Source organism: Corynebacterium silvaticum (assembly GCF_004382825.2).
GTDB classification, from domain to species: Bacteria; Actinomycetota; Actinomycetes; order Mycobacteriales; family Mycobacteriaceae; genus Corynebacterium; species Corynebacterium silvaticum.
The window spans coordinates 168970-192971 of sequence record NZ_SDQO02000003.1 but is presented as its reverse complement, the minus strand read 5'-3'; the positions used below and the strand labels follow the sequence as shown (position 1 = coordinate 192971).

The following is a 24002-nucleotide window of genomic DNA, read 5'->3' as shown; positions in this document are numbered from 1 at the left end:
ATGTCGATTCCTAGCAGCCACATTGTGTTAGGGCTGGGACTCTTTCTTGCTGTAGCTTCTCCAGTCACTGCATGGTTTATGCCCGACATAATTCAGAGCTTGTCGATGCCTGAGCCCACGTGGCGGGACTCGTATGCGCAATGGGAGAAAAACTTACACCAAGTCATCAGCATCACTATTATTATCGTGTCCGCTCACGGAATAAGCGGAGGCCTTAGCGGTGGGGAAGCCGTCCTTGTGCTGAGCCGGAATGTGTCGCGTCGTGCATACATTAGCTCCAAGGTATTCAGTTATTATGCGCTTTCGGTGGGCGTCGTAACGCTAGGAACGTTGATAGTGTGGGTCGCAACCAACCTGATTTTTGGGGAAGCCGCATTGTCTGCAAGCAGAAGCAGCGAATGGTTTATGCAGATGACGCTTGTGCTTGCGGTGATTACCGGTGCGGCTGTGATCTGGCAGCGAATGGTTGCTGCAGCCGGTGTAGGATGCGCAGTTTTTCTCTTGATACAGCTCACCGCAATCTGGGAATCTGCACCGCCAGCATGGGTCAGCGTGCCCCTTGCGTGTGTGGTTCTTTATGCGGCGATGCGGCTGTACGACCGCATAGAAATTCAGGGCGACTAAGATTTACTCAGGTAACAGAGTAGATTGAGGAACTTATGGCACCTACGTGGTCACAGACACAACGGATGAACAGATTCCATCAGGGGCTGATGCGGCTGCGCTCTAATTGGATTTATGTGATCCAGGCGGGGCTTGCGGCGGGGTTATCCTACTGGGTGGGTCTGCACCTTTTTGGCCATGAACAGCCCTTTTTCGCTCCGATGGCCACGGTGATTGTGCTGAGCACAACAGGCGGAGAACGATTCCGCCGTTCCTTTGAACTCGTCCTGGGGGTGAGCATCGGCGTGGGGCTTGGCGACGTCCTCATCGCCCTTGTCGGTTCTGGGGTCTGGCAGATCTCGGTCGCAGTGGCTCTTTCCATTGTGCTGGGCACTGTCGCGGACAAGGGGGTGCTGGTGGCTAATCAGGCGTCGTTCGCAGCAGTCCTGATTGCAACGATTCTCCCGCCGGGTACCTCGGGAGGCACTGACCGCATGCTCGACGCGCTGGTGGGCGGCCTGGTGGGGATCGCGGTTATAGCGCTCATTCCGGACTCTCCCTTACGCTCGGGCAGGCGGGAAATCGCAAATATTCTTGGCGTGGTGGCTGTTGTCCAGCGCAAGGTTGCCAGTGCGCTGCGCATGGGCGACGCTGACGCTATCGCTGATGCCCTTATCCTAGCGCGTGGCACCCAAGGGCAGATCAACCAGATGATCGCCGCTGCCAACATGGGCAAGGAGACAATCCAGGCGTCGCCACTGCTCTGGGCGCAACGCCGCCGGATCCGTTCGATGATGAGGATTCTCAACCCCGTGGACAACGCGATGCGCAATACGCGTGTGCTCGCGCGCCGGGCGCTGGTGATCTGCGAAGACCAAGATGAGGTGTCCGCGCAACAGATCGATCTGATAGAGACCCTGGCTTGTGTGTCTGAACGGCTCTCGAATCTCTACTTTGGAAACACGGAAGTCTCTGAAAACGCAGAAGTGCCCAAGCTGGTCGGCATCCTCAAGGACGCCGGCGCACGCTCGGGCTTAGATGTGGCCGAGGGGAGAGTGCTCTCCGCTCAGGCCGTGTTGGCACAGACCCGATCATTGACCGTGGATCTGCTCCAAATATGTGGCCAGTCCAGGCGCTCCGCGGTAGAAGTTCTCGCCCCTACCTCGGAACACCCAGCCACAGTGAGGAAAATCTGGAACGATGGTGAATGATTCTCGGCTGCTTCTAGCGACGGAAGAACTTGAAGAATCCGCCGGAAGAGCCCTGAGAATCTGCGTTGTTGGTGGAACGCTGCTTCTCGGTGCGCTCTAGCGCTTCCTTCTGCTCCTTCAGCACGTCGCGCGTAGCCTTAGCATTCTCCAGGTCACGCTCTAGCTCCTCGCGGCGCTCACGGTTGGACTCGCCGTTTACCTCATTCTCCAACTCGTTGGTGCGGTGCTCAAGCGTGCGCTCGTCTTCACGTGCACGGCCTAGACGCGAATCCAGATCGCCCATCATCGCACGTGCAACGCGGTCGCGCTCGGCGCGGTCGCGCTCTGCCTTTTCGCGGAGGATCTGATCGCTGTTCCCCGTGGTGGTTACCTCTGGGTGGCGGAGGCGGTCAAAGTCTAGGTCGTAGTACGGCAGCTGCTGGCGCAAGTCGAGGGGATTGCGCAGGTCATTGGTGCCGATCTTGCGGAAAACGGTGGTGGTTACTTCACCCTTGTCCGAGCGCCAGACGTGGTCTGCTCCGAGAAGCTGGCCGATGTAGCCCTTGCCCTCTACCCATGCAGGTCCGCCCGAATCGCCGTGGTCGGATCCGATGTTACCGGTGATGACCACCGGTCCGCTGATATTGGTGATGGGGGAGCACGCAATGCGCTGGGTGCGGCTGCCGTAGGCGCAAAGGACGTCGCCGACCTCTGGCTCAGCAACTGCGTCCTGGGAGAAGTAGTTCTTTCCGAGGACGTTAGGATCGGAAATCTCCACGTAAGCCAGGTCAGATGCGCGGCTATTGACGCTCCACTGCATGTCTGTGTTGTTGCTCAGTGTTGCCCACTCGTTTGGGTAGACATGGCGCAGGGTGCCGATGGTCTGCTGGTATTCGTCATATACCTCGGCGCCATCGTTGCCGCAGTGAGCATCGGTCCACACGCGATTGTTCTCGGTGTCTACGTAGCCCACAGTGCATACGCCAAGCATGTTGGCGGTTTTTTGAATCAGTAGCCGGTCTCCCTGATCAACAGCTGCGGGAACTGAGGGAGAGTCTTGGGCGCTTGCCACGGGGAGAGGCAAGAGGGCTGCGACTACAAGCACCGTCGCTAATTTGCGTTTGAGGTGCATCGGTTTCCTTCCGGTTGATTGCAAATTGCATTATGAATTTATTTTGGGTTGGAAGGTAGATGAGTTTTTTCCCTCAGGTGGGGGCGGAAAATAATAAATACTTATGCAATGAGAATCAACTAAGCTGGCAAACATGCTGGATATCAAGGAGAGGGTGCTAAGGCTCAGACGAAGTTTCCTATCTATTGTTCAGATGTCGCTCGCGGCAGGCATCGCTTTTTGGATCGCCCGCAACCTTATTGGGCATGACAAACCTTTCTTCGCACCGATGGCAGCTATCATCATCCTTGGCCTGACCAGCGGAAACAGAATTAAAAAGGCGATAGAACTCTCCATTGGCTGTTCCATCGGCGTGGGGCTTGGCGATCTCCTCATCATGGGAATTGGCGTGGGACACTGGCAGATGCCGCTCGAGATCTTTGTCTCGCTGTTTGTGGCCACCTTCCTGTCCAAGAGCCAACTCTTGATCAATCAGGTAGCCATTGGCTCGATTCTGATCGCCACAATCATGCCTCCGGGGACCTCTGCGGGGCCGGATCGCATGATCGACGCTTTCCTCGGCTGTATCACGGGCATCGTCGTTATGGCGCTGCTGCCGCACTCCCCGCTCGCGGAGGGACGTCGTGAAGTCTCCGCGGTGCTCCGGCTCGCCAGCACGGTCCTCAAGCATGTCGCCGTGGGCCTTAAGACCGCAGACCCCGACATCATCCGGGAAGAGCTGGAGCGGGCTAGGGGATCGCAAGTCTCTATCAACGCGATGCTCGAAGCCGCCAAGTCTGGTCAGGAGGAAAGCACCGTGTCTCCGCTGCTCTGGGCCTCGCGGCATCGTGTCCGATCCTTTGTCCGCATCCTTGCACCGGTGGATAACGCCATCCGTAACACCCGAGTGCTCGCGCGCCGTGCGCAGATCCTGGTGGAAGACCACGACACTGTCACCGCAGAACAGCTTACGATCATCGAAGAACTGGCGGACATTGTGGAGGGCATAGCCAGCTCCAACGACAACCTAGCCGAGATTCCCGAGCTCGTCCGACGCTTGCGCTTTCTCGGCGGCCGCTGCACTCCCGACATAGCCGACTCCGGGGTGCTCTCCGCCCAGGTGGTCCTCGCGCAATCGCGTTCTATCATCGTGGATTTGCTGCAGGTCTGCGGGTTGTCCCGTGAATCTGCCGTCGCCGTCCTCGCCCCGACATCATCCACCCCGGCATACCCGCCCGAGCTGTGGGAAGAATGATTAGGGGCGCACCGACTGCAGATCCCGCAGATGTCGATAAAACGTCACCCGATCTACCGGCCGCTTCCGCGAAACCCCATCGACCTCAACCCGGAAATCGATGCCGCCGCCCTGCAAGGCTCGTCCCAGCCAGGTGTCTTCGTCGATAAGCCCGAACTCGCGCTTTCCTAGCTTTGCGACGAAACTACTGACCTCCGGCTCTCGCAGCGGAGTCACGATCACGTTCCCTTGCGCGCCGGGAGCATCCAACGTAGAGGTGAGTTGTGCCCCGAAGACGCCTCGGCGGGGTGCTTTTCGCTTGCCTTGGTGGTGAATCAGCACGTGGTCATCCACGATGATCTCCCCGGTAATCTCTCCCGCGTCCCACGCAGTGACCGTGGCGATGCCTGCGACGACGATGCCGGCGTCGTCACGCAAGAGTGGCTTGGGGCGAACTGCGCCCGAAAGCGCGAAGGCCAAGGGATCAGAGGGGAGCTGCCAGAGGTGCGCCACACGCGAGTCCTGTTCGGTGGGGACAAAGGCGACCTCGACCCACAGGGTGTCGGCGCGCATCAGGCGCGTGATGACGGCGGAGAGGGCGGCGTCGGAACCCATCACCACCACGCGTAACGGGCGATCCACCTGTTGCGGCGCATACTGAGGAGACCCCAAATGCGGGACATCGGGCATGGCCGCTATCTCAGCGAGGGAAGGCGTGGGGTCTTCCGGCAGGATCGCAGCGGCTTCTTGGTCGAGAAAGCGCAGCTCCTTACGGGTAGGGATAGCCGAAAGCTGTTCTATTCGGTCGGCGGAAATGCTCGGGGGCGGAGTGCCGCAGCAGGCGATAATAATTCTGGGAAGTGTGTGATCTGTCATGGTGAGGAGGGCAGAAAACGAGCTTGTATGTACAATGATGAAACGTCTGTGAGCATTCTAAAGTCAAGGACGTGTAAATCATGGCAGCAATCGTGATCGTCGGTGCCCAATGGGGCGACGAAGGCAAAGGCAAAGCAACCGACATCCTGGGCGGCCAGGTTGACTACGTGGTCAAGCCCAACGGCGGCAACAACGCAGGTCACACAGTGGTAGTCGGTGGAGAAAAGTACGAGCTTAAGCTCCTGCCCGCTGGTGTTCTCTCGGAAAACGCCACCCCCATTCTGGGAAACGGCGTGGTGATCAATCTTGAAGCGCTTTTCGACGAAATCGACGGGCTTGAATCTCGCGGTGCCAACGCATCACGACTCAAAGTTTCCGCCAATGCTCACCTTGTGGCCCCCTACCACCAGGTTCTCGACCGGGTTCAGGAGCGATTCCTGGGCAAGCGTGCCATCGGCACCACTGGTCGCGGTATCGGGCCGGCCTATGCGGATAAAGTCTCACGCATAGGCATCCGCGTGCAAGATGTCTTTGACGAGTCCATCTTGCGCCAGAAGATCGAGTCCGCACTCGACGTAAAGAACCAGACCCTGGTCAAGATGTACAACCGCAAGGCCATCGTCGCAGAAGAAATAGTTCAGTACTTCCTGGGCTACGCAGAAAGACTGCGCCCCATGGTCATCGAGTCTGAACTCGTACTCAACGAGGCTCTCGACGCAGGCAAGAACGTCCTCATGGAGGGTGGCCAGGCCACCATGCTGGACGTCGACCACGGCACGTATCCGTTTGTTACCTCTTCCAACCCCACCGCGGGTGGCGCATGTGTAGGTGCAGGCATCGGGCCCACCAAGATCACCAGCTCCCTGGGCATCATCAAGGCGTACACCACCCGTGTGGGTGCCGGACCATTCCCCACAGAGCTGTTTGATAAATGGGGCGAGTTCCTGCAGACCACAGGCGGCGAAGTCGGAGTGAACACCGGCCGGAAGCGCCGTTGTGGCTGGTACGATTCCGTGATTGCACGCTATGCATCTCGCGTGAACGGTTTCACCGATCTCTTCCTGACCAAGCTGGACGTGCTAACCGGCATCGGAGAAATTCCTATTTGCGTTGCTTACGACGTTGACGGGGAGCGCCACGATGAAATGCCGATGACGCAATCCAAGTTCCACCACGCAGTACCGATTTATGAGACCATGCCGGCGTGGGACGAAGACATCACCGGCTGCACCACGTTCGAGGAGCTGCCAGAAAAGGCGCAGTCATATGTGCGCCGGCTGGAAGAGCTATCTGGCTGCCGTATTTCCTACATCGGAGTCGGGCCAGGACGCGACCAGACGATTGTTTGCCACGACGTTATGGCATAAAGATATGGGGCGAGCTTCTGACTGAAGCCGCCCCATATGTCATTACACCTTTGGCTTGGGTGCTGGAGCAGAAGATCCAGTGGTGAGCCAGGTGTGGAAAGTGCGGAAAACCGAGGAGAAGCCCTTGGCATTCTTTTCATCCGCAATGGAAGACCCAAAACCACGGGCGATGAATTCATTAACCACCGCGAGGTTCTTAAAGACAATCTCAAAGAACTTATAAAAGCCCTGTTTTACTTCTGTTGCTGCGCTGGCGGCGGCTTCGGCGGCGACGATAGCTGTGTTACTCATAAAAAGAATTCCTTTATTGTTTCGTGTCTGCTTGCTTGGTGTAGGAAAGGCCGTGGACTCCCGGAGCCGAGCCCCTCTGTCGACGCGGAATCTAAGTTAAATACGGCCTGGAAGAAAGCCCTGGCGCGGGTGAATCCCTCGCCGAAAAAACTTGCCAGCAGATTGATCGCACGGCTGAGCAATCCCGTGCCCTTGCCGTGGAGAAAATTGATCAGCTCTTGGTCTGCACCCACGTTGAGCAGGAAAGTTTCAAGAGAGCCCACGGTTATCCCTTTACCTTTGGTGCCGACGAGCTGCTTGAGCCCCAATCAGGGGTTGTAGAACCTAAGCCTTGTGATGAGGCAGCGTCCAAAGCCAGGACTGCCTTGAAAAACTCAGGGATGTGCCCCAGGGCCTTTTTAACTGTGGGGCCCACAAACCAGTCGTTGGTCTTACCCGTGAGGAGTTCTACCAGGTTGGTTTTGGTGAGGAAGGAGACTGAAAATTCCTTGAACCAGCCCGCTTGGTGCAATAAAAAGTCAATAGATCCCATATGTGTCCTTAAAACGAGAGAGAGTGTCGCAATAATAATAATCGGGCACTTTTTTGTTTTAGCGTTAAAACTATAACAGTATTTTAAGGAAATTCTACGATTGAATTTTTTCTCACAGTGGGGTGGTGTTGGAGAACTAAAAAGGCACCCCGAGGGGGTGCCTTTGGCGGATGCTTAAAAATTAAGCGGCCTTGGGGGTTTCCGCTGGCTTGGTGGGAGCGGAGGAACCCTGGGTTAGCCACTCATGGAAAAGGTGGAAGATGGACTGGAAGCCCTTGCCTTTTTCTACATCTTTATCGCCGGCCATCGAGGAGCCCATGCCACGTGCAATAAAGTCATTGACGGTAGCGAGGTTCTTGAAGACGATATCGAAGAACTTGTAGAAGCCCTGGTCCTGGGTAGCGGTTTCTGCTGCAGCTAGGATTGCGTTGTGCATGATTACTTCCTTATTTAAGAACTAGTTTTTTGCTGGAGGGGTCTGACTTTTATCTGAGGAGAGATTAATTCCGCTAGAGCCCAGGCCCTCAGTAGAGGCGGAATCCAGGTTTAGGATCGCTCCGAAGAACTCTCGCACAGACTCAAAGCCCTTGCCGAAGAAAGGGGTGATGAGGTTTAGGAAGCTACCGATGAGGCCACTGCCTTTACGGTCATGCAAGTAATCAACAACGGTCTGGCTGACCCCAACGTTGGTCAAGAAGCTTTCAACGGAACCCATTAGTTTGCCTCCTTGACGGGGGTAGGGGTGCTGGCAGATGATCCGGATGAGGACCAATCCGGGTTAGAAGAGCCGAGTCCCTCCGACGAAGCTCCATCGAGGTTCAGTAGCGCCTGGAAGAACTTGGGGATGTGGGTGCCGATAGCGAGGTCGCGACCGCCACCAATGACTCCGCCAGTAGTTCCGTTGAAAATATCAACCAGGGAGTGCTTAACCGGGGTTACCAACCAGCTGATCCAGCCACTACCTGGCTGCTCAATGGCCTTGTCAAACCAACCAGCTTGCTGCAATAAATATTCGATAGAGCCCAAGAGGGGACCTTTCTGCTCTTTCTGAGTCAATTCCTACAGATGTTCTAGAGATGCCTGAACACCCTATCTCACTAATATGTTTTCGGGTGGAAAATGATACACATTTGGCCATTTTTATTCTCAGCAAGCCATTTTTCCTGGATTTGGCGCACTTTACTGAAATTGTGACAGCCTTAATGTGGTTAAAATTTAGCTCTCAGATAGAATTTTCAAAGAAATTGCAACAACTACATAGGCCGTTTGAAACAAGGCGGCGGAATGGCTCAAATATGCTGTGTTATTCGCGGGTGGGTTCTGGTGAAAATTAGGGATCTGCGCCAATCAATTGTGATTATTGTACTGTTCGCCGCCATGTGGATAGTTCCCGTTGCGGTGGAAAAGCTCGCGGAGCCGGAGTACTTCGCACCAGTCCAAGGGGGAAAGGTCACGCTGGAGGCCGGGGAGTCTAGGGTGGAGCTCAGGGTTTCTGATGGATTTAATCAAGTCATTTCGTCGAGGGACTCGCGAGCTTCTTTGGTCAAGGGCGATAGCCGTCTGTCTTTTCATCTGGCTTCTGGCGCCGAGAATCAAGAGCGATCCATTGAACGTGCTCTAGTGCTCGTGAAGCGGCAGTATGGCCCCGCGAAGTGGCGCGAAGACATCAGAGTTGCCGGTGTCGTGAATGATTCGGGGACCCGGCATGACCTCGTGGGGAAGAGCTGCGAGATTGAATAGGACACTCCGCAGAAGTGTGCCGTCGTAGGCGCAGGAAAATTCATTCTCACGGTTGTTTCCTCTGACACTCAGATCGATGCCGTTGATCTGGTCAAGACGGCGCGCGGCGCTATCTCTAAGGACGGAAAATTTGATTTAGGTGATGGAGCGCAGCAGAAGTGACAACACGAGAAATTAAAAGCGCTAGGCGTACCTCTGCCTTATGGTGGCTCTTGTGCGGGTTGAGCCTTCTCTCTCTGATCTATCTGGCAAAAGCTCTCTCACGGGAACTAAAAGCCATGCCGTTAACATCCCTCTATATTTTTTTGATCTGTGCTGCTGGTGGCGTCATTGTGTTCGGCGTACTTGTGGTCGTGGATAGAACACGGTTGAGGGGTGATGAAAACAACCGAATCATCTGGCTCAATTCCCTGGTGTTTGGCGGATTGGTCGGCCCTTTGGTTACTGTGAAGGCAAACGGGGAGATCGGTAAGGTCTTCCCGGCTGTGATTGACCTCGACTTTTATAAGCGATGGGGTGAAGCCACCTTTGGCCCTGTATCCGAAGAATGGATCAAACTGGCTGTTACGTTGGCCGTCGTTTTGCTTTATAGAAAATGGATTGTGCGCCCGGCGCATGCCTTTTTTTGTTGGGGCTTTTGTGGGCCTGGGGTTCCAGCTAACTGAGGACTTCTGGTTCGCGGTGGGGGCAGCTTTTGAGGATGTGAACAGCGATCTTTCGGGTGGCATTACGCTATCTACTTTTCGGGTGCTGCTTGGCGTGATATCACACTGGACATATACCGGTATCGCTGCCATAGGGCTGTGCTATCTGCTGGGGATCGGCAAGGTTCCGGAAAAGCGTTCTGCCCGCATTCTTACTGCGTGCTGGTTCTTCTTCCTGTCTTTAAGCCTGCACGGCTTGTGGAATTCTCCGATCAATTTTGGTGTGGACGACATTATTGCGCCAGTGATCAAGTTGCTTATCGCGATAGCCGTCTTTTTCGTGCTGGCTAGATGGCTGTGCAGGAATGAAAAAGCTGCTGTGATGAGACATAGCGGTGACTTTTCTTAAATGTGTTCTTTCTAACAAAACTCTTTCCTAAATTCGGTGCACCATACGTTTAGCTTTATCATTTGTAAGTCATAGTTTTCCCTCAACTAGGAAAGGCTCTCTCGTGGAGTTTGTTTTCTACAGTTTGTGTGCCGCGGCACTCATTCTGGTATTCCTCAAACCAGAAAAAGAAAAGCTGGCGTTTGGATTGTTAGTCGGATCATTCGCATTTTCTGTGCTGATGTTCTTCATGGCTTCCGCCACCTCGATTGTCCCGGCGGTGAACCTCTAAATGTTTAACGCAAAAGTTTTCCGTTTCATTCTGGCCGCAGCAGTCTTTATTATCATGGCGTTCCCGGTGGGCGTGGCCAACATCTACCTCGGCTTTATCAACGGCGAATCCCCGTGCATTCTCTGTGGTAACGAGCGTTTTGGCATGGTTTTGATCGGTGCCTTGGGCGTCTTTATCCTGCGCTACGGCGCTCGCATGCGCTATGTGGTTACGCTCCTTTTGGTCGCTTTCTACTACCTGTACACAACGGTGCGACACTGGGGTGGCCGCGCGAATGCTGACCTAGGACAGGGCTTTGGCGACGCCGTGCTCGGCGTGCACACGTACACCTGGGGCATTCTGGTGTACTGGGTTGTTATTGGTGTTCTCGCCGTTGGCTTGATCTTCATCGGCAAGGACAAAATGCTCCAGCAGGAGTTCATTTCTTCCGAGGTAGAGGTGAAGAAATTCTCACCTGCTACCAAGTTTGTTGCGATCGTAGCCATCGTTATCACCTGCGCTAACTGCGTCCAGTTCCTTATCGGTAACGGCATCCCCCCTTACGCAGGCGCCGGCGACCCAGCTCGCTTCACCTTCAACATCGCTCAGACTGCAAAGTACTGGGATAAAGAGCACCAGTATGAGTCCCTCAGCGACATCCGTTTGCACAAGTTCAATGCTCCCGATCCTTACAAGGGCGTGGAGTTTGACACCACTCCGGTAGCAGGCAAGAAGACCCTTGAGCTTGCTGGTACCCATGAGATCGGCTTCGACGTCACGGGCTTCCGCGGAAAGGGCCGTGCCGCAGGTATCGCTTATGATTCCGAGAACCAGAAGTTCGGCCTGGTTTCTACCAAGGGCGGCTTCTACTACACCGACAAGAACTTCAAGGAGCACTCCTCCTTCGCGCGTGTCGACGTCCCCAACGGCTCCGATATCCACAGCACCGTGGATGCGGCCTTCTTCAAGCCTGGTGGTCTGGTGGCCATCGCCCAGAACAAGACCGTCTATGGTGCTGTGATCCAGGACGAGGTCGACGAGAAGATCGCTTGGAAGGATTTCACCGAAACCTCCGGTGACATCATGCCGATCTTTGACTCCAAGGGACGCCCTGAGCTACGTACTATTCGTGCTCGCATGGCTTACACGCTGACCGTGGCGTCGGAAAGCAAAGCCGATACCTTTGTCACCCTCAGCGTTCCTCATAAGCGCTCCAAGCAGGTTGTTATTTCTGAGTTCTCCAAGGAAGACAACAAGCTGGTTCGCGAGGGCGTGCTCGATGCCGAGGGCGTTTACCCAGTCGGCGCAGACCTTCACGACGGCACCCTGTATGTCCTATCCAAGGAACACAACAGCCTGCTGACCATCGACATGAAGGACTTCAGCGTCAAGGAGACCCGTAACCTCCCTGAGCTTAACGACGTCCGCGACGTCGCCATTGCCGGAAAGAGCGCCTTTGTGCTCGCCCACGACGGTGACCGTGACGTAGTGCACGAGCTCAAGCTTTCCTAAAGACCTATGAAAAAAGCGCCCCCCGGGGCGCTTTTTCTTATGCCTGCTTGGTTACCGGTGGCTCAGCTGACCATGGGAAGACGATCCACTCGTCGGTGTGCTTCCACACATACGTGGGGGATACGACAGAGCGACTCTTCGCGTAGATCACCGCGGAGCGGACCTCAGCGCCATGCGACTCAAGGAGTTTGAGTACGAGCTGGAGTGTGCGTCCAGAATCGGCGACATCATCGACCACGAGGACCCTATGGCCTTTGATCGAGTTGGTGTCCAGGAGCGGCTCAAGCAGCACAGGATCCGGCAGGGTCTCGTTGACGTCGGTGTAAAACTCGACGTTGATGGCGTCGGAAAGCTTTACTCCCATGGAGTAGGACAGCGCGCCGGCGGGGACGAGTCCGCCACGTGCGACAGCCACAATGATTTCTGGGTCGTAGCCGTCATCGACGATCTGCTGGGCGAGTTCACGATTCGCGTTGCCGAACCCATCCCAAGTCAGGACTTCTTTGTTCTCAAGATCTGCTGAGTCTGCGTGGTATGCCATAAGCGAACTTTAGCGCGTTAGGCGCTCTTCGTGGTAGCCGCCTTGTAGCATAAATGACATGTTTATCCCCGAGTACATTGTTTCACCCGACCCAACCCGAGTTCTGGTTCTTGGCAACACCGACCTGGGGAAAAGGCTCGCCTTGGCTTTTGCCGATCTTGGCGCCGAGGTCACGGTGCTAGCGGATGCAACGCTCGCGGATATTGAACAACACCAGCCGGACTATGTGGTCCCTGTGACCAAAAACATTCCTGCCGGCATCGGCGACCTCCTCGTGCCCTCGCCCTGCGCGTATGACCGCGAGGGAATCCGCCGAATCGCCACCGAGAAACTTGGCCTGCCCATGAGCAAATTTCTGTTTGCCTCCTCTGAGCACGAGCTTCTCGACGTCGCCAACGAACTCGGATACCCCTGCGTGGCCAAGTCCGCCAACTCGCTCCACCTTCTGACCTCCGCCGAGGATTGCGCGACGGCATGGGAAGGTGGCCGCATGGTTGTCGAACGATACGTCGAGTTTGACTATGAGATCACCCTGCTAGCCGTACGCTCTTTAGACCCCGAGACCGGGAAGCTCGCCACATGGTTCTGTGAGCCGATCGTCCACATACGCCAAGACGGAGTCCTTATCGGGGCAGCGCAGCCAGTCGAATTGAACTCTATCGCTTTGGACAACGCTCGCAGCGTGGCAGCGCGTATCACTAACGCCGTAGGAGGCCGCGGGATTTTCGGTGTGAAGCTCTTTGTGATCGGCGAGGACGTCTACTTCTCCGAACTCTCGCCCTACCCATTCCGCAGCGGTGCCGTCACCTGCGCAACACAGCGCTTTGACCAATTCACGCTCCATGCCCGCGCTGTGCTGGGTCTGCCCATTGACGCAACCTTGGTCACCCCAGGAGCAATCGCCTTTTCTAATGACGTCAGGCCAGTTACCCGTGCGTCTGTTGTCCAAGCGCTGAACATGCCGGAAATCCATGTGGCGATTACGCAGCGCGGGGCCGTGGCACTATCTACGGCGGATACCACGGTCGAAGCAGTTGACCGAGCAATGCTGGCCATCTCTAGAATGGCGGGGCATCAACCACATACTCACGAGTCCTTTGACGGCGCTTCTTAATCCGCTTGGCCGCACGTTGGATAAATGACTGACCAAACATACGTTGTCCGCTGATAATGACCTCGGGCACTGTGGTGACGCGAAGATCATTATCCAGTAACCAGGTCACCTCGCCGTCTTCTCCGGCAACGCAATCCACTGCTTTAGAGGTCTTGAGATTGTGGTGCTTGCGGCATAGACATTGGGCGTTGTCGGCTTTAGTAGGGCCGTTGAGGTCATACTCTTGAATATGGTCAATGTCGCAGCGCCAGGCGGCAACATTGCAGCCCGGGAACTGGCAGGTTCCGTCGCGAGCTTGGATCCAGCGGCGTAGGTCGCCAGTAAATTTGTATTGGGCGAGCGTGGTGTCTTTATAGGGATCAATGTCTCGCCATGTTGCGGCAGCCGTGATTGCCTCGCTGGTGGAGGCATCAAAGGAGGAGCCGTCAATGGTCTCGATTACGTTGCTGCCTTTTGCTGAATAGAGGTGCACCGTCGGAGCTTGCCTTGCGGCTAAGAAGAAAAGAGCCTCCGCATCGGTGCACTCATGTTCACGCGAAAGCTGGGACAGGCGTTCTTTCAGCACATGTGCTGTGCCATTATCCACCACAGCCTCGATCACCGTTTTCCCTCGGTAGGTCTCAAAGAAGCTAACGCGCGGTTCAAGTTTCTGCTCGGGTTCTTCAATAGCTTCATGGAGGGACTCCAGGAGTTTGTGCAGGAAACGCCGAATGGCTTGGGTTCCTGGCACCTTCTGGTTCGGGCGCTTGGGATGCAGGTGGTGGGCGAGTGTCTGGTCGATGACGTCAAAGAAATCGGGCTCAACTCCGTATAAAGATTGGGCAATGGCGATGAGCCGCGAGAAATCAAGATGCCACAGGCTGAGCTCCAGCTGGTGCAGTAGCGGTAAGGCCTTGAGCGTCTGCACGGCATCAATGCGGAGTTCCACATAGCGTGGACCCTTGTTGATTCTTTCTCCGATGGAAACGCAGTATTCCTCTATATCGGTGTCTTTGCTCGGGATGAGCTGTGACCACCTGTGGTATTCAAATTGCAGCGCCAGCCGCTCGCTTACGCAGAGAGGGTCTTCCATGTCGCATCCACGATACGTCCCCCAAGTTTTCATGATTCCCCCTATGAGGTCCCCGCAGTCCTAATAGCAAAACCAACCCTAGCACAAACGTTCTAACCCGTAAAGACCTCAAAAAGAAAACCCACAGCTTATATACTGTGGGTTTCTGGTCGATCTAGAATAAATGAGCGAGTTTTTCTGCGCTGAGGGTCATGGGAAGGTGCGGTATTCCGTCTTCCTCAAACTGCGAGCCTGATCGGATAAAACCATAGGCTGCGTAGTAGCCTTCCAATGCTGATTGGGTATGTATAAAGGTTTCTCGCCCGGGATATTGCTCATGGATAAGGCGCAACGTTTGGAACAACAACTCGCGCCCCAGGCCAGTCCCGCGCTGTTCCTTGGCCACTACGAACCTGCCCAGGCGAACCACGGAGCCTTCGGGGAAGACCCGAGCTACGCCCAGGATCTCTCGCTGCGGCGACCAGGCTTGGACGTGCAGCGTGGTGTCTTGGGCGTCGATCTCGTCGATTTCTTTGTAGGGTGCTCGCTGCTCATGGACAAAGACATCCACTCGGAGCTTGTAGATCTTATGAACCTCAAGAGGTGAAAGATCTTTCAGCGCGGACACCGCAAAGATGGCGTTCATCTCATTCGGATGCTGCATGAGAGACCATCTCATCCCACTCCACGATCTTCTTGCGTTCCCGGCCTTCGGCCTCGCCGAGTTTGCGCTCTGCGGCGTCGAGAATGTGCCAGCCGTCCCAGGTGGTTACGGCGATGCCTCGGGTTTTGAGGAAGTCGACGATGGCGGCGTCGTCACGCTCTGCAGCTGCGGTGAGCTTTCCATCTTTCCAGTCCGTGACCAGCATTTCTGTGGTCTCCTTGGCGTCGGACTTGGTGTTGCCGATGAGTCCCACGGGGCCGCGCTTGATCCATCCGGTGGTGTAGAGGCCGGGAACGATGGCGCCCTCATGGAGGACATGTCCGCCGTCATTGGGGATGACGTGGTTGGTGGGGTCAAAAGGCACGTCGCTGATGGCCTCTGAGCGGTAACCTACGGCGCGGTAGACAGCCTGAACTGGCCAATCGGTGAACGTGCCGGTGTTGCGGACCCCGCCCTGGCCGTCGTATTCGGTGCGCTCGGTGCGCAGGCCCACCACTTGTCCATCCTCGCCGAGGATCTCGACGGGAGACTCAAAGAGGTGGATGAAAAGCTTGTGAGGTGCGCCCTTGGGGTCGCGCATCGCGTAGTTCTCCAGGGTTTGGCAGACCAGATCCTGGGACTTGGACGCGTGGCGAGCCTCGATGGAGGCCTCGTCGTAATCGATGTCCTCGGGATTAACCACAACCTCGATGGTGGGAGAGTGGTCGAGCTCTTTCAACTCCATCGGGGAGAACTTAACCTGTGCAGGTCCCCGGCGTCCAAAGACGTGGACTTCCTCGGCCTGATTGTTCTTCAGGGCCTCGTAGACGTTGTCGGGGATCTCGGTGACCAGGAGCTCGTCGCCGGTCTTGGCGAGGATGCGCGACACGTCGAGGCCCACGTTGCCCACGCCGATAACTGCGACCTGCTTGGCTGAGAGATCCCAGCTGCGCTCGAAGTCGGGGTTGCCGTCGTAGAAGCCCACGAACTCGCCTGCGCCATAAGAGCCCTTGAGATCCGAGCCGGGGATCTCAAGGTAACGGTCGGCTACAGCGCCGGTGGAGAAAATGATGGCGTCATAATACTGGCGTAGCTCATCGATGGTGATGTCCTTGCCTACGTCAATGTTTCCCAGCAGACGAATCTCAGGTTTATCTAGGACATTGTGAAGGGATTTGATGATGCCCTTGATGCGCGGATGGTCCGGTGCTACTCCATAACGGATCAATCCGAAGGGTGCGGGCATGCGCTCAAAGAGATCGATCTTTACGTCTACCTCTGATTTTACTAGTAGGTCAGAAGCATAAATCCCGGCTGGGCCCGCGCCTATGATGGCTACACGCATTGGTTCAGTCATTAATGTCACAATTCCTATACTGAGCGAGAGTTTTGAATGTTAAAAATTTTAAAACAAGCCGGTTAGGGGGCCTATTTAGGGGTGATTGTTCTAGTTTACGCTGCGGGCTGCCAGTGTAAGCAACCTTCAGGTTTGTATAAAACGAGAGCAGTTTCACGGTAAACTCGCTTGCGAAGCATACCGAGTATGCGTTGAGCCCTTCAATCATGGTGTCAACGCATTCTTTTGGCCATGAAAGGATCGCGTAAGTGACTGAAATTCAGCACGCATCAGTCCTGCTCACCCGCGCAGGACGCAACTTTGACGGGTTTGCCGTCGACACTTTTGCAGATCGCCTCGGACTTCCGGTTCAGCAGCTCGTCGAAAAGCAGGCTGACCTCGCAGCAATTCTGGCGTCTAAGCCGCTAGAAAACCGCCCCGGATTGTTCATCGGCTCTGGAAACGTCAACTTTGATGCCCGAGCAGCCTCCGCTTTGGGCATTCCCCTCCTTCTGCTTATCGACGCCCCCGGCCTGCACATCGACCTCGCCGCAGAGGAATGCGCCGAGCTAGGTGCCGTCCTAGCCGCTACGTTCACCGCCGAAGAAGCAGAGACCGAAGCCGGCATGGAGAAGATTCGCGCGGGCTTGAACGTTGAGTCCCCCGTTATTATGAGCGCTCCTGTTTTTGAATCATGGCTGCTCGACCAGGCTAAAGCACAGCAATCCCACATCGTTCTGCCGGAAAGCGACGATGACCGCATTCTTGAGGCAGCACACCAGTTGCTTGCTCAAGACATCTGTGAGCTGACCATTCTGGGTAACCCGGAGACCATCACCGCTCGCGCGGCAGAGCTGGGTTTTGACCTCTCTAAGGCTCACCTCCAGGATCCGGCCACCGACCCTAATGCGGAGAAGTTCGCCGCTGACTTTGCTGAGTTGCGCAAAAAGAAGGGCGTGACCATCGAAGAGGCTCGGGAGACCATGAAGGACATCTCCTACTACGCCACCATGATGATCCACGAGGGGCTTGCCGACGGCATGGTGTCCGGTGCTGCACACACCACCGCGCACACCATCAAGCCAAGCTTCCAGATCATCAAGACCGCGCCGGGCACCTCCGTTGTCTCGTCGATCTTCCTGATGGTGATGCGAGGTCGCCTCTGGGCATTCGGCGACTGCGCTGTGAATCCCAACCCCACCGCTGAGCAGCTGGCAGAAATCGCAGTGGTTTCTGCTCGCACAGCAGCGCAGTTTGGTATTGATCCACGCGTCGCCCTGTTGTCTTACTCCACCGGTAGCTCCGGAGCTGGCCCCGATGTGGACCGTTCTGTTGCGGCAGTGGCCAAGGCTCATGAGCTAGATCCCGAGCTCAAGCTCGATGGCCCATTGCAGTTCGACGCTGCTTGTGACCCAGGTGTTGCGGCTAAGAAGATGCCCAACTCTGAGGTTGCAGGCCATGCAAACGTCTTTATCTTCCCGGACCTTGAGGCCGGAAACATCGGATACAAGACTGCACAGCGCACCGGCCACGCGCTGGCCGTAGGCCCGATCCTACAGGGCCTGAATAAGCCGGTTAATGATTTGTCTCGCGGTGCGACGGTTGCCGATATTGTGAACACCGTTGCCATCACCGCTATCCAAGCAGGAGGAAAATAGCACATGGCGCTGGTCCTAGTTCTCAATTCGGGCTCTTCATCGATCAAGTTCCAACTTGTCGATCCCACTCAGCAAGCAACTGACGCACCCTTTGCCTCTGGTCTCGTCGAACAAATCGGTGAGCCAAACGGCAAAATCACGCTGAAGCACGGCGGAGAGAAGTACGTCGTGGAGGCCCCAATTGCCGACCATACCGCAGGCCTCGACCTGGCCTTCAAACTCATGGGCGAGCATGGCTGCGGCCCCAAGGACGTTGAGCTGGAAGCCGTCGGTCACCGCGTCGTGCACGGCGGTCAGGTCTTCTCCCAGCCTGAGCTGATCACTGATGAGGTCGTGGACTGGATCCGCGGACTCATTCCGCTGGCTCCTTTGCACAACCCAGCGAATATCTCCGGCATCGAGGTCGCTCGCGAGCTGCTGCCTGAGATCCCACACGTTGCTGTGTTTGACACCGGCTTCTTCCACGCAATGCCCCCGGCTGCTGCGCTGTACGCAATCGAAAATGAGACCGCTGCGAAAAACGGTGTGCGTCGATACGGCTTCCACGGCACCAGCCACGAGTACATCTCGCAGCAGGTTCCTGATCTCCTGGGCAAGGACCCTGAGAGCGTTAACCAGATCACCCTGCACCTGGGCAACGGCGCTTCTGCCGCTGCCATCCGCCACGGTAAGCCGATTGACACCTCCATGGGTATGACCCCGCTGGCTGGTTTGGCAATGGGCACCCGCTCCGGCGACATCGATCCAGGCATCATCTTCCACCTGTACCGCACCGCAGGCATGAGCATCGACGAGATCGATGATCTGCTGAACAAGCGTTCCGGTGTGAAGGGCATCTCGGGCGTTAATGACTTCCGCGAGCTGCACCAGCTGATCGCCGAGGGCAATGAAGACGCTCGCCTTGCCTACAACGTCTACATCCACCAGCTGCGCCGCTTCATCGGCTCCTACATGGTGGCTCTGGGACGCATCGACGCCATCACCTTCACCGCAGGCGTAGGCGAAAATGATGACGCCGTGCGTGCCGACGCTCTCGCAGACCTTGAGAACTTTGGTATCAAGATCGATCGAGGGATCAACGCAGTGCGTGCCGACGGCGCCCGCGAAATCTCCACCCCTGATTCCACGGTGAAGGTCTTTGTGGTTCCTACCAACGAGGAACTTGCTATCGCTCGCTACGCAAAGACCATCGCGGAATCCGTCTAAAACCAGGTCATCGGCCGGACCTGATTGGCCATATCCACCAGCGTATATCGGTGGTGGGCGTTGGGGGCGCTGCGCGCTAAAAGCCGGAGAGAATCATAAAGGCCGGTGCGCAGCCCCTCTTGCGTGAAGTGATAGTCAAAGAGATCGTTGTCCGATGCGGCAGCCTCTAGATGTGCTTCGCGCAGCCACGTTAAAGCAGCGTTCATGATCGCGATCTTGATCTGCAAGAAGCGCGGCTCATTAGTAGGAATTCCTTCGAGCCTGCGCGCGGCACGCCTGATACGCGACTCGCTAAGGTCACCGTTGATCAGATGCAAAATGGCGGTAAGTTCAGCCATGCGCCTGTGCGTAGAGTTCTGCGGGACTTGATCCAACGTGGAGACTGCTAGATCGACCTGATTCTCGGCCACCAATTGCCGAGCTAACCCAAATGCCGAGGACACTGTGGTGGGATTTGTCTGCCACACCAAAGCATAGAGATACAGGGCCTTGAAACGTAGAGTTTCAGGGTCCTTAGTCAGTTCACTCCACATACCAATGGTGTTGCCCTTGAGCTCGGCAGCCGAGACAGCGGTGGCCGGAGACAAGAGCTGTGACGAGTCCATCCCCATGTCCTGGAGCAACATCTCACAAACAGCAGCACGCGCCAGTTTGGGGGCAGCCTCACCAGGAAGAATGCTGTAGACCTCGTTGAAATGACGCTGAGCAGTCACGTAATCGTCCAGGAACAGTGAGGTCACCCCGGAATACCACTGGTGGCGCCAATCGTCGCCTAGCTTGGCATCCAGGGTATCCAACCACGAGCGAGCCTCATCGGTAAATCCCAGGTCAAGGAGGGTACGCACCACACCGAGGGGAATCTCCTTGGAATCGGCGAATTCTTCTTGAGCCATTGCGTCGCGTAGCGTCTGCAGCGTTTGTGAAGGCTCGGCATAGGACGCCCCGGAAATCAGAATTGCTCCGGGATCGGTGCGGTCTAAAAGCGGGACGGGCAGCGCAGCGTTGACTTCCTCGGACGTGATGCGCACGTTGCGCTCGATGCCGTCGATAAGCTGATCTGTGCGAAACACCATGTGCTTGGTGCCAAAGGTGGAACGCTGAGGAGAGTAGAGCGAATGCTGGGCAGGGAATTGCCGGCCCTCGGTGAGCGCAAGATACTCGCGCAGAATTCCAAAAAGCTGGGTCTCTAGCTCGCGTATAGAGGCAAAGCGCTTAGCAGGATCGCTACTGATACAACGGCGCAGCAGACGATAAAAAGAGAGGTTCTGTGCAAAGAGGTTTTCCTCGTCGGGGGAGGGGATACCAGGCAGATAAACCCCATCGGCGGAGGGGAGATCCACCGTCAAGGCGGCAAGGGTCCGGCCAATTGTGTAAATGTCGCTTGCAATCGAGGGGCCGTCGGTGGCCACCTCGGGGGCCTGGAAGCCTTTTGTGCCATAGATATATCCAAAGGCCCCGATGCCGGACACCGCACCCAGATCAATCAGTTTGACCTGGTCCTCGGCGACAATGATGTTATCGGGTTTGAGATCGTTATAGACCACGCCGCGTGAGTGCAGATAATCGAGCGCGGGAAGAATCTCCAGGATGTAGGCGATAGCAATATCTATGGAGAACAACCCCCCGGGCTGCTCTTTACGTCGATCCGCTAACGACGGCCCCGGGACGTACTCCATGACAATAAAGCCGCCCTCAACGCGAGGATCGTCAATAAAGTTATAAGATTTCACGATCCCCGGATGCGTAATGTCTGCGAGGAATTCGCGTTCCGCCACCGCAGCGCCGTAATCATGCGGATTAGCCTTGTCCCGCATGTCCTTGAGCACGACGACGCGCTCAGAAACATTGCGGTCACTAGCCAGGTAGATCCAGCCCATACCGCCATGAGCGATTACCCCCTGGACCTCATACTGATTAGCTAGGATATCGCCGCGATGCAGAATCGGCTTTTCCAGCCCCTTCTGTGCAATGTACTCATCGTCTTTGAGCACGTCTTCCACAGCGGAGACGCGGATGAACGGCAAAGCGACCATGCCGTTGGCCACGGTGCGGTCATCGCGGTTGGTGCCGCGCCGGGAGCGGAATGTGGAAATCGCTTTTTCTCGGCAACGCGTGCCAGCATCGGTGTCCTGCTGGATAGTGGTGAGATCGTTGAGAAGCCCGGCTAGGTCCTCGTCCTCATCATCGTCCGCGAAGGGATCAAAGGGGACGGCCTCGGTGCCACGACTCAGCGGGTCATTCATGGTTTCTCCTCACGATAGTTCAGCGCAGGGGGATTCTGAGGTGGAAGATACGCGCCGAACCACTTGGCATAAGACCTTTGCCAGGTTCCGTCCCTAAAGATGCGTTCGATGGTGGCGTTAACCTGACGGATAATCCCTTCAGAATCGTGTCTTGGACCGGGCTTGGCAAAAGCGATGCCATAGTGTTCCTCCGCCAACGCATTACCCACTATTTCCGTGAAAGGATCCTGTGCGAGCATGCCTGAGAGAATCGTATCGTCCGAGATCACGGCGTCGGTATGCCCCTGCTGCAACGCAAGCAAGCAGTCCGCCGAGCTACTCACCACAAGCAGCTTGGCGCGGGGGGCTACGTACCTGGTTCTTTGAGCGCCGGTGGATTCCGCGGTGGCGCACACAGTTTTTCCGGGGAGATCGTCCACGGAGCTAATGCCGGAGTTCTTTTGGGTGAGGAGCTTTGTCTTGCCAGAGAAATAGGGGGTGGAAAAGAAGACCTGATGTTGACGGCCTCGGGTGATTGAGATTGATCGGATGACTAGGTCAACGTCGTTATTTTCTAACGCCTTGATCCATGTGCCTGCGTCGACGTAGCGGAAGTCGATCTTGGTGGGGTCGCCAAAAATATCGCGGGATATTTCCTTAGCCAGGTCAACCTCAAAGCCCTGCAACTCGCCGGTGGCGGTGTTGCGGAAGCTCAGGAGGTTTTGCGATTGGTCGATGCCCACGACCAGACGGCCGCGTTCGCGGATTCTTCGGACGCCCTCGGGGTCGTTGTTGGGACGCAGTGAACCCAACAAGTTAGTGGTATCTACATCGGGTAATGCGGAATCGGCGTGAGGCTTTGCAACCGAGGACTGGGTGCGGCTGGGCGAAGTAATCACCGGGGTCTCGGGTTCTGAGCAGGCCGCGGTGAAGAACACAAGCGTGGACAGGAAAGCAAGAAGAGAGCGGCGCGACATCAGAGGTACTCCTGGAGCCGAGGGCGGATGCCGAGCCAGAGGGAGAGCACAGAGACAAGAGTGAGCGCGAGAACCATGATGCTCACCAAATCGGATGCGTTAGCCCCGCGAGCGATATAGCCGCGTGCGGTTTGGCGGGCGTCGTCGATAAGCTTGGCTAGGGAAGAATCCAAACCGTTGAAGGCGGAAGGCGTTGCAGCGGAAGCGTCGTTGTAAAGGGTTAGGGCCAGGGCTTCCTCGTAATCGCCGGAGTTGAGCGCCTTGGCGAGTTTCTCGTGGGAAGTGCGCCAGGCCTTTGCCGCCTTGACGGCTTGGTTCAGGTGGTCGCGGTTGTTGGAATTCTCCACCAGCTTAGAGTTTTCGTAGTTCTCTAGTGCCTTGTCTACGGTGGTCATGGTGGCGCTGAAGTTGGTGTTGGAGTTTTCCAGGGACTGGCGCCACACCAAGGCAAGCGTTTCGCTGGTGCGGGCCTGTTGGGCGCGGATGCGGGCGTCTGTGAGCGACTGTAGTGGAGCTGATGCTGTTTGGTATGCAGTCGAGCTGGCGCTCCACGTGAGGAAATTGGCGGTGGATACCCAGGAAGTGGCGATCACCATTAGGAGAGTAGCCAGCACAAACCACCCGTTGAGTCGGCGGCGAGTGACGTGCGCGAGCCACAGCTGTCCGAGCAGCAACATAACAAGAGCGACAAAGAGACCCCCGAGCGGAACCCAGAGGGGGCGGGCAAGCTGCTGCTGCTCGTTGCTCACGTTATTGCTGGTCAGTGTGTAGAGCTCGGCGGCGGCAGGCAGGATCTCCTCGCGCATCAGCGTGGAGGCCTGAGACATATAAGCCACGCCCACGGGGTTGCCCTGCCTATTGTTGGCCCACGCGGTTTCCACGAGGCCGGTGTAGACGGGAATCTGCTGAGAGATATGGGTGAGCAGTTCTAGGTGCCGGCCGGAATTATCGCTGAGGCCCCCGGCTGTCTGTGCGGCGGCGCGCGATGCATTTTGGATTGCTTGCTCGTATCGCTGCCGGTTTTCGCTGGTATCCACCCCAGCGCGCACAAAGCTTACCGACGCCGTGGTGTTGGCCAGGGACAGTGAAGAATAAAGATTCTGCGCGAGGTAAGAGACGGGTTCCGTGTTGTCTATCAGCGTTTTGAGGTCGGCGCGCCTGTCGGCGGCCGTCTGAGACATGGAGACGCCGGCGGATAGGAGAGTGACGCTCAGGACGATCACTAGTGTGGTCATACGCCCGGGTGTGGTGGAGAGGAATTGCAGTAGTTTCTTGGTCCACAGGATGGGGTACGTGATGGATTCGTGCCAGAAGGCGTGGAAACGGGAGCGCTGTCGTTCGCGGCGTTCGCTGATTCGGTCGAGCCAAGAATCTTCAACGTCGGGTGACAGTGAGGTATGCGCGATGTCCCCCACGGTAAACCTCATCTCCGTTACTGACGATACAGATGTTGCAGAAGTTGTAATCTACCCTAGAATTATACCGGCGGCTAGAG

Annotated in this window: 27 protein-coding genes; 12 read left to right on the top strand and 15 right to left on the bottom strand. The window is 56.4% G+C overall.

Annotation, left to right across the window (positions count from 1 at the left end):
- Positions 1-24 precede the first annotated feature (24 nt).
- Together ET810_RS09010 and ET810_RS09005 are read left to right on the top strand one after the other, a co-directional pair.
- Positions 25-624, top strand: coding sequence for an ABC transporter permease (locus ET810_RS09010; protein ID WP_087454947.1), 600 nt, complete (start codon positions 25-27; stop codon positions 622-624).
- A gap of 65 nt (positions 625-689) precedes the next feature.
- Positions 690-1814, top strand: coding sequence for an FUSC family protein (locus ET810_RS09005; protein WP_166741044.1), 1125 nt, complete (start codon positions 690-692; stop codon positions 1812-1814).
- Positions 1815-1827: 13 nt separating this feature from the next.
- Here ET810_RS09005 and ET810_RS09000 read toward each other — a convergent pair whose 3' ends face one another.
- Entirely contained in the window at positions 1828-2925 is a 1098-nt protein-coding gene (locus ET810_RS09000; RefSeq protein ID WP_087454600.1) for a chymotrypsin family serine protease, read from the bottom strand.
- A 133-nt stretch (positions 2926-3058) separates the two neighbouring features.
- Between ET810_RS09000 and ET810_RS08995 the strand changes: the two genes are divergently transcribed.
- Positions 3059-4159, top strand: coding sequence for an FUSC family protein (locus ET810_RS08995; protein WP_134316205.1), 1101 nt, complete (start codon positions 3059-3061; stop codon positions 4157-4159).
- On the opposite strand, the gene ET810_RS08990 is transcribed toward ET810_RS08995, so the two are convergent.
- Positions 4160-5014: a hypothetical protein gene (locus ET810_RS08990; RefSeq protein WP_087454598.1), complete on the bottom strand. Its 855-nt coding sequence runs from the start codon at positions 5012-5014 to the stop codon at positions 4160-4162.
- Between the two features lie 80 nt (positions 5015-5094).
- Between ET810_RS08990 and ET810_RS08985 the strand changes: the two genes are divergently transcribed.
- Positions 5095-6381, top strand: coding sequence for an adenylosuccinate synthase (locus ET810_RS08985; RefSeq protein ID WP_087454597.1), 1287 nt, complete (start codon positions 5095-5097; stop codon positions 6379-6381).
- Between the two features lie 42 nt (positions 6382-6423).
- Here the strand turns inward: ET810_RS08985 and ET810_RS08980 are convergent, their stop codons facing one another.
- From ET810_RS08980 to ET810_RS08955, 6 genes are all read right to left on the bottom strand, one after another.
- Positions 6424-6672, bottom strand: coding sequence for a hypothetical protein (locus ET810_RS08980; protein WP_087454596.1), 249 nt, complete (start codon positions 6670-6672; stop codon positions 6424-6426).
- Positions 6669-6935 carry a hypothetical protein gene (locus ET810_RS08975; RefSeq protein ID WP_174775566.1) on the bottom strand — a complete coding sequence of 89 codons (267 nt, stop codon included), beginning with the start codon at positions 6933-6935 and terminating at the stop codon, positions 6669-6671. Before ET810_RS08975 ends, ET810_RS08980 begins: the two co-directional genes overlap by 4 nt.
- Before the next feature lie 2 nt (positions 6936-6937).
- Entirely contained in the window at positions 6938-7204 is a 267-nt protein-coding gene (locus tag ET810_RS08970) for a hypothetical protein (protein WP_087454594.1), read from the bottom strand.
- 181 nt (positions 7205-7385) lie between these two features.
- Positions 7386-7640 (bottom strand): hypothetical protein, encoded by a 255-nt coding sequence (locus tag ET810_RS08965; RefSeq protein ID WP_087454593.1) that lies wholly within the window; start codon positions 7638-7640, stop codon positions 7386-7388.
- Between the two features lie 21 nt (positions 7641-7661).
- Positions 7662-7919, bottom strand: a complete 258-nt coding sequence (locus ET810_RS08960) for a hypothetical protein (protein ID WP_087454592.1) — start codon at positions 7917-7919, stop codon at positions 7662-7664.
- The gene (locus ET810_RS08955; RefSeq protein ID WP_087454946.1) at positions 7919-8230 is read right to left on the bottom strand and encodes a hypothetical protein; all 312 of its coding nucleotides are present in this window, start codon (positions 8228-8230) and stop codon (positions 7919-7921) included. The genes ET810_RS08960 and ET810_RS08955 overlap by 1 nt, the downstream gene beginning before the upstream one ends.
- A 297-nt stretch (positions 8231-8527) precedes the next feature.
- On the opposite strand from ET810_RS08955, the gene ET810_RS08950 reads away from it, so the two are divergent.
- The 5 genes from ET810_RS08950 (at position 8528) to ET810_RS08940 (ending at position 11759) form a co-directional block, all read left to right on the top strand.
- A complete protein-coding gene (locus ET810_RS08950) occupies positions 8528-8944 on the top strand; it encodes a hypothetical protein (protein WP_225870146.1) in 417 nt (138 codons plus the stop codon).
- A 278-nt stretch (positions 8945-9222) separates the two neighbouring features.
- Positions 9223-9609 carry a PrsW family glutamic-type intramembrane protease gene (locus ET810_RS12775; RefSeq protein WP_225870145.1) on the top strand — a complete coding sequence of 129 codons (387 nt, stop codon included), beginning with the start codon at positions 9223-9225 and terminating at the stop codon, positions 9607-9609.
- The gene (locus ET810_RS12770; protein WP_225870144.1) at positions 9560-9997 is read left to right on the top strand and encodes a PrsW family glutamic-type intramembrane protease; all 438 of its coding nucleotides are present in this window, start codon (positions 9560-9562) and stop codon (positions 9995-9997) included. Before ET810_RS12775 ends, ET810_RS12770 begins: the two co-directional genes overlap by 50 nt.
- A gap of 103 nt (positions 9998-10100) precedes the next feature.
- Positions 10101-10268 (top strand): hypothetical protein, encoded by a 168-nt coding sequence (locus ET810_RS12080; protein WP_013912414.1) that lies wholly within the window; start codon positions 10101-10103, stop codon positions 10266-10268.
- Positions 10269-11759 carry a disulfide bond formation protein B gene (locus ET810_RS08940; protein WP_134316204.1) on the top strand — a complete coding sequence of 497 codons (1491 nt, stop codon included), beginning with the start codon at positions 10269-10271 and terminating at the stop codon, positions 11757-11759.
- Between the two features lie 37 nt (positions 11760-11796).
- Here the strand turns inward: ET810_RS08940 and ET810_RS08935 are convergent, their stop codons facing one another.
- A complete protein-coding gene (locus ET810_RS08935; protein WP_134316203.1) occupies positions 11797-12300 on the bottom strand; it encodes a phosphoribosyltransferase in 504 nt (167 codons plus the stop codon).
- Between the two features lie 58 nt (positions 12301-12358).
- Here ET810_RS08935 and ET810_RS08930 point away from each other — a divergent pair, with 58 nt between their 5' ends.
- Positions 12359-13414 carry an ATP-grasp domain-containing protein gene (locus ET810_RS08930; RefSeq protein WP_087454590.1) on the top strand — a complete coding sequence of 352 codons (1056 nt, stop codon included), beginning with the start codon at positions 12359-12361 and terminating at the stop codon, positions 13412-13414.
- Here the strand turns inward: ET810_RS08930 and ET810_RS08925 are convergent.
- The 3 genes from ET810_RS08925 to ET810_RS08915 form a co-directional block, all read right to left on the bottom strand.
- A complete protein-coding gene (locus ET810_RS08925; protein ID WP_134316202.1) occupies positions 13359-14519 on the bottom strand; it encodes an HNH endonuclease signature motif containing protein in 1161 nt (386 codons plus the stop codon). The two genes, ET810_RS08930 and ET810_RS08925, sit on opposite strands and share 56 nt — an antisense overlap.
- 121 nt (positions 14520-14640) lie before the next feature.
- Positions 14641-15111 (bottom strand): GNAT family N-acetyltransferase, encoded by a 471-nt coding sequence (locus ET810_RS08920; protein ID WP_087454588.1) that lies wholly within the window; start codon positions 15109-15111, stop codon positions 14641-14643.
- Between the two features lies 1 nt (position 15112).
- Entirely contained in the window at positions 15113-16465 is a 1353-nt protein-coding gene (locus ET810_RS08915) for an FAD-dependent oxidoreductase (protein WP_134316201.1), read from the bottom strand.
- Positions 16466-16713: 248 nt separating this feature from the next.
- On the opposite strand from ET810_RS08915, the gene pta reads away from it, so the two are divergent.
- Positions 16714-18102 carry a phosphate acetyltransferase gene (pta, locus tag ET810_RS08910; protein ID WP_087454585.1) on the top strand — a complete coding sequence of 463 codons (1389 nt, stop codon included), beginning with the start codon at positions 16714-16716 and terminating at the stop codon, positions 18100-18102.
- Between the two features lie 3 nt (positions 18103-18105).
- Entirely contained in the window at positions 18106-19308 is a 1203-nt protein-coding gene (locus ET810_RS08905; protein WP_087454584.1) for an acetate kinase, read from the top strand.
- Here ET810_RS08905 and ET810_RS08900 read toward each other — a convergent pair.
- The 3 genes from ET810_RS08900 to ET810_RS08890 are packed head-to-tail and all read right to left on the bottom strand — an operon-like array spanning position 19305 to position 23934.
- Entirely contained in the window at positions 19305-21551 is a 2247-nt protein-coding gene (locus ET810_RS08900) for a serine/threonine protein kinase (RefSeq protein WP_087454583.1), read from the bottom strand. The two genes, ET810_RS08905 and ET810_RS08900, sit on opposite strands and share 4 nt — an antisense overlap.
- The gene (locus tag ET810_RS08895) at positions 21548-22507 is read right to left on the bottom strand and encodes a glutamate ABC transporter substrate-binding protein (protein WP_087454582.1); all 960 of its coding nucleotides are present in this window, start codon (positions 22505-22507) and stop codon (positions 21548-21550) included. The genes ET810_RS08900 and ET810_RS08895 overlap by 4 nt, the downstream gene beginning before the upstream one ends.
- Positions 22507-23934: an MCP four helix bundle domain-containing protein gene (locus ET810_RS08890; protein ID WP_166741043.1), complete on the bottom strand. Its 1428-nt coding sequence runs from the start codon at positions 23932-23934 to the stop codon at positions 22507-22509. Before ET810_RS08890 ends, ET810_RS08895 begins: the two co-directional genes overlap by 1 nt.
- Between the last annotated feature and the right edge of the window lie 68 nt (positions 23935-24002).

Excerpts from the sequence above, each read along its gene's own strand:
- ET810_RS09005 (WP_166741044.1), top strand. The coding sequence starts at position 690 with ATGAACAGATTCCATCAGGGGCTGATGCGGCTGCGCTCTAATTGGATT.
- ET810_RS09000 (WP_087454600.1), bottom strand. The coding sequence starts at position 2,925 with ATGCACCTCAAACGCAAATTAGCGACGGTGCTTGTAGTCGCAGCCCTC.
- ET810_RS08995 (WP_134316205.1), top strand. The coding sequence starts at position 3,059 with ATGCTGGATATCAAGGAGAGGGTGCTAAGGCTCAGACGAAGTTTCCTA.
- ET810_RS08990 (WP_087454598.1), bottom strand. The coding sequence starts at position 5,014 with ATGACAGATCACACACTTCCCAGAATTATTATCGCCTGCTGCGGCACT.
- ET810_RS08985 (WP_087454597.1), top strand. The coding sequence starts at position 5,095 with ATGGCAGCAATCGTGATCGTCGGTGCCCAATGGGGCGACGAAGGCAAA.
- ET810_RS08980 (WP_087454596.1), bottom strand. The coding sequence starts at position 6,672 with ATGAGTAACACAGCTATCGTCGCCGCCGAAGCCGCCGCCAGCGCAGCA.
- ET810_RS08970 (WP_087454594.1), bottom strand. The coding sequence starts at position 7,204 with ATGGGATCTATTGACTTTTTATTGCACCAAGCGGGCTGGTTCAAGGAA.
- ET810_RS08965 (WP_087454593.1), bottom strand. The coding sequence starts at position 7,640 with ATGCACAACGCAATCCTAGCTGCAGCAGAAACCGCTACCCAGGACCAG.
- ET810_RS08960 (WP_087454592.1), bottom strand. The coding sequence starts at position 7,919 with ATGGGTTCCGTTGAAAGCTTCTTGACCAACGTTGGGGTCAGCCAGACC.
- ET810_RS12775 (WP_225870145.1), top strand. The coding sequence starts at position 9,223 with ATGCCGTTAACATCCCTCTATATTTTTTTGATCTGTGCTGCTGGTGGC.
- ET810_RS12770 (WP_225870144.1), top strand. The coding sequence starts at position 9,560 with ATGCCTTTTTTTGTTGGGGCTTTTGTGGGCCTGGGGTTCCAGCTAACT.
- ET810_RS08940 (WP_134316204.1), top strand. The coding sequence starts at position 10,269 with ATGTTTAACGCAAAAGTTTTCCGTTTCATTCTGGCCGCAGCAGTCTTT.
- ET810_RS08935 (WP_134316203.1), bottom strand. The coding sequence starts at position 12,300 with ATGGCATACCACGCAGACTCAGCAGATCTTGAGAACAAAGAAGTCCTG.
- ET810_RS08930 (WP_087454590.1), top strand. The coding sequence starts at position 12,359 with ATGTTTATCCCCGAGTACATTGTTTCACCCGACCCAACCCGAGTTCTG.
- ET810_RS08925 (WP_134316202.1), bottom strand. The coding sequence starts at position 14,519 with ATGAAAACTTGGGGGACGTATCGTGGATGCGACATGGAAGACCCTCTC.
- ET810_RS08920 (WP_087454588.1), bottom strand. The coding sequence starts at position 15,111 with ATGAACGCCATCTTTGCGGTGTCCGCGCTGAAAGATCTTTCACCTCTT.
- ET810_RS08915 (WP_134316201.1), bottom strand. The coding sequence starts at position 16,465 with ATGACTGAACCAATGCGTGTAGCCATCATAGGCGCGGGCCCAGCCGGG.
- ET810_RS08905 (WP_087454584.1), top strand. The coding sequence starts at position 18,106 with ATGGCGCTGGTCCTAGTTCTCAATTCGGGCTCTTCATCGATCAAGTTC.
- ET810_RS08900 (WP_087454583.1), bottom strand. The coding sequence starts at position 21,551 with ATGAATGACCCGCTGAGTCGTGGCACCGAGGCCGTCCCCTTTGATCCC.
- ET810_RS08895 (WP_087454582.1), bottom strand. The coding sequence starts at position 22,507 with ATGTCGCGCCGCTCTCTTCTTGCTTTCCTGTCCACGCTTGTGTTCTTC.
- ET810_RS08890 (WP_166741043.1), bottom strand. The coding sequence starts at position 23,934 with ATGAGGTTTACCGTGGGGGACATCGCGCATACCTCACTGTCACCCGAC.